The following is a 3104-nucleotide window of genomic DNA, read 5'->3' as shown; positions in this document are numbered from 1 at the left end:
CTTGGCGACTCCTACGAGAACAAGTTCGGAGTGCCTGCGGGTGGCGTGAAAGTCGGCGTCAAGGTCATCCCCGTAAGTGACTCGGGATTCCAGGGAGCGCCCCAGTCCAGCCTTGTGATCGTCACGGCGTAAGCACCTCTCCCCGGGTACCCCTTGGGTGCCCTCACCTAAAGGCAAGGGGAGAAAGAGAGAGGTTACGCTCATGATCCATACTCTCGCCGTGCTAACCGACGAGGCCGAGAACCGCCTGATTAACGCGCTCATCGGCCTCGTTGTTGCCCTCACCTGGTGGCTCAGAGCCCAGCCAAAGTTTCGATCAGCGAGGCGCAGGGCACTGCGGCGTATTCGAGATCGCCGCCGCAAGCGAAAGGAGAAAGCCAGTGCCGACACCGACGAAGACCACCCAGGCTAGCCGTAAGAAGCGAGCGGCCATTCTTGGAACGGGAGCGGGCATCGCCGTGATCGGCAGTGGACTCGCCACCGTATGGCCCACGGGAAACAAAAACCTCCCCGACAGCCTCCCCTCACTAGACACCTGCCGAGTTATCGAGGTGGTGGACGGTGACACGCTTCACGCGAACTGCGACAGTTTGAAAACTATAACGATACGCCTCTTCGGAGCCGACGCGCCAGAGATGAACCAGCCCTCTGGCCCAATGGCCCGTGTGGCGCTCGGAACGCTCCTAGTCGGGCAGGTACTCACGATTCAACCCATCGAGCGCGACCGCTACGGAAGGCTCGTCGCACAACTCAGCACTTCAGCCTACCCGAGCATCGAGCGCAGGCAGATAGATATCGGGCTCGCCTGGTGGTCGCCCCAGTACGCGCCCGACTCCCGAGACCTACGTCTGGCTGAGGACACCGCCCGCGCCGCCAAGCGTGGCCTCTGGGCCATGCCAGCACCCATCCCACCCTGGCAGTGGCGAAAAGCCCATTAGCCCGTAGCAAGCACACAGAGACAAGGAGATCCACACCATGAAACCACTCATCACCAAAGCACCCAAGAGAACAACCAGTACAGCAAAGCCCGTCACACCACCAGCAGCAAATACTACGCCCACGAAACCAGCCGCCGTGAAGGCGACAGCAACAAAGCCCAAGCTCCTCTCACGGCCCAAGCCGAAGGCGGCAGCAAAACCAGCTCCGAAGCCCATCGAGACGCCGCTCCTTGGGCCGCCGGTTATCGTGGCAGCTCCATCTCCCACAGTTGCCTCGACCAACGGCCCGCTCCACCAGATTCCACCAGAATCTCCTTCGCTACCGCCAATCGAGCTCGTCGAGTCCGTGATCCAAAGCAAGCCGCTCATCATCACGATTCCACCGGAGAGTCCCACGCCACCCGCCGAAGCTACGATCCTGACTTCGTCGGGTGACAAGAAAGCAAGCGGCTACGCGGTCGTTGAAAGTGAAGTCACACCACCCGTAACAGATGCTGCGGTACCTACGGGTTACATCGTCGTGGAGAGCGACGCAACGCCACCAGCCGCACCAGGCGTAAGCGAAGCGCCCGTTCCCCCAGCAACGGAAGATGCCGCGAAACCTGCCAACTATTTGGTGGTCGAGAGCGAGATCAAGCCACAACAAGCAAGTGATGCCGCCGTGCCTAGTGGCTACATCGTCATCCAGAGTGAAACGGATGACACGAAGAAGCCTGGCTATTCTGTCGTCGAAAGCGACAGCACAATAACGGCGACTGCCGAAGGCACAGACCCGACGGCTACACCGCCCACGCCCAGCGTACCAACGGTCACGATTCCGACAGGCCAAGCAATGGAAGAAGTCTCCAGTATCCAGATCGGCGACGTACTCATCATTGCAGTTCGGGTGCAGCCCGCTCCCGCGCCGGAGGTCGAGCCATGACCGACGAGCAGCGCAAGCACAACAACGCCCAGAAGCTCACCGAGTGCAACCCGATCCTCCGGCGTAAGGTAGCCGCGATAATCGCCGATCTGGAAGGACACGGCTGGAGACCACGTATCCAGGAGGCTTGGCGGAGCCCTGCTCGGCAGAAACAGCTCCTCGACGACGGCTTCACCAAAGTGCGCTGGGGCATGCACAACGCGGTCACGGAGGACGGGAAACCGGACTCCCTAGCCGTGGACATCCTCGACGACGACCAGCCCAACAAAGAGAGCTCGAAGTTCTTGCTGATGCTCGCCTCTTCTGCCAAAGCCCACGGCTGCGTGACGGGCATTGACTGGGGACTCGCTCAGGAAGACCGAGACACAATCCGCTCAGCGGTAGCGGGTCGGGACTTCGACGCAACGATTGAGGTCGGCTGGGACCCGTGCCACGTGCAGATCGGCGGAATCAGCGTTCAGGAAGCAAGAAACGGAGCTAGGCCATGAAAGACGAGCAGCTCTGGAAACTCTTCGTACGAAAGCCACTACGATGGTTTCTACGGCGCTTCCTACCGCCTGACCAAGCGGAGGCGACTCTTGCCACGGTCGAGGCGCTGGTAATCACTGTACAAGGAAAGGAGTAGCGAGCTTCGAGCCGATGACCAGAACTTCCACACGCCGCGCGATGGCATGCCGCAAGGGCGCACAGTCCGGGTTTCCTAAAAGCACCACACACTCACTGGAGTACACGATGGAGGCAACCCAGGTATGCATCAGGTGGTGGGCAAGCTCGTGGATGAACGCACGCCAGCGCTGGCCAACCGATAAACTGGCCGAGAGCATAATCTCAGCCCAGTCCCCCTCAGAAAGCGGCGCGATGTACATACTCGCCTCACTGCCCGAATCATCCCACCGAATCCGAACACGGAAGTGGGTTGCCACATCCTCCAAAAACCCGCAGGGGAACTTACGCAGGCTCCGGCGGATCTTCCGGGTAATACGTGAGGCGACCTTGTCAGACTCCGTCCACGGGAACTCCATCAGGAAGATCGACGATTTAGTCCAGGTCATCGTCGCCGTCCTCGTCGTCCTCCTCCAGCCCACCGGCAATCGGCATGTCGGCGATATAGAGCGTGTTTCTCTCTCGCAGAATGCTCTGCTGATGCTCCTCAGCGGCGATCTCCTCACGCGAGAAACGCGAACCGAACGTCCCCTGCGAGTTGAGCTTGCGCAAGCTCTCCGCCATGTTCGTCGCCGCCGCCA

At 60.5% G+C, this 3104-nt stretch carries 7 protein-coding genes; 5 read left to right on the top strand and 2 right to left on the bottom strand.

Annotated features, from left to right (window positions below):
• Positions 1 to 202: 202 nt before the first annotated feature.
• From ACH2EH_RS21355 to ACH2EH_RS21335, 5 genes are read left to right on the top strand one after another with little or no spacing between them, the layout of a single operon-like run.
• Positions 203 to 412 (top strand): hypothetical protein, encoded by a 210-nt coding sequence (locus tag ACH2EH_RS21355; protein WP_395144909.1) that lies wholly within the window; start codon positions 203 to 205, stop codon positions 410 to 412.
• Complete coding sequence (locus tag ACH2EH_RS21350) at positions 381 to 938, top strand: thermonuclease family protein (RefSeq protein ID WP_395144907.1); 558 nt, start codon at positions 381 to 383, stop codon at positions 936 to 938. Before ACH2EH_RS21355 ends, ACH2EH_RS21350 begins: the two co-directional genes overlap by 32 nt.
• A gap of 37 nt (positions 939 to 975) precedes the next feature.
• Positions 976 to 1860, top strand: coding sequence for a hypothetical protein (locus ACH2EH_RS21345; RefSeq protein WP_395144905.1), 885 nt, complete (start codon positions 976 to 978; stop codon positions 1858 to 1860).
• Positions 1857 to 2348 (top strand): hypothetical protein, encoded by a 492-nt coding sequence (locus ACH2EH_RS21340; protein WP_395144903.1) that lies wholly within the window; start codon positions 1857 to 1859, stop codon positions 2346 to 2348. Before ACH2EH_RS21345 ends, ACH2EH_RS21340 begins: the two co-directional genes overlap by 4 nt.
• Positions 2345 to 2485, top strand: a complete 141-nt coding sequence (locus ACH2EH_RS21335) for a hypothetical protein (protein ID WP_395144901.1) — start codon at positions 2345 to 2347, stop codon at positions 2483 to 2485. Before ACH2EH_RS21340 ends, ACH2EH_RS21335 begins: the two co-directional genes overlap by 4 nt.
• Here ACH2EH_RS21335 and ACH2EH_RS21330 read toward each other — a convergent pair.
• Positions 2463 to 2912 carry a hypothetical protein gene (locus ACH2EH_RS21330; RefSeq protein WP_395144899.1) on the bottom strand — a complete coding sequence of 150 codons (450 nt, stop codon included), beginning with the start codon at positions 2910 to 2912 and terminating at the stop codon, positions 2463 to 2465. The genes ACH2EH_RS21335 and ACH2EH_RS21330 overlap by 23 nt on opposite strands.
• Positions 2899 to 3104, bottom strand: a 206-nt coding sequence (locus ACH2EH_RS21325; RefSeq protein WP_395144897.1) for a hypothetical protein, incomplete at its 5' end; no start/stop codon positions are given. The genes ACH2EH_RS21325 and ACH2EH_RS21330, both read right to left, overlap by 14 nt.

Source organism: Armatimonas sp. (genome assembly GCF_043760365.1).
In the GTDB taxonomy this organism is placed as follows: Bacteria; Armatimonadota; Armatimonadia; order Armatimonadales; family Armatimonadaceae; genus Armatimonas.
Note: the sequence above shows the minus strand (reverse complement) of the source record. Positions and strands in the feature narration are given on the sequence as shown.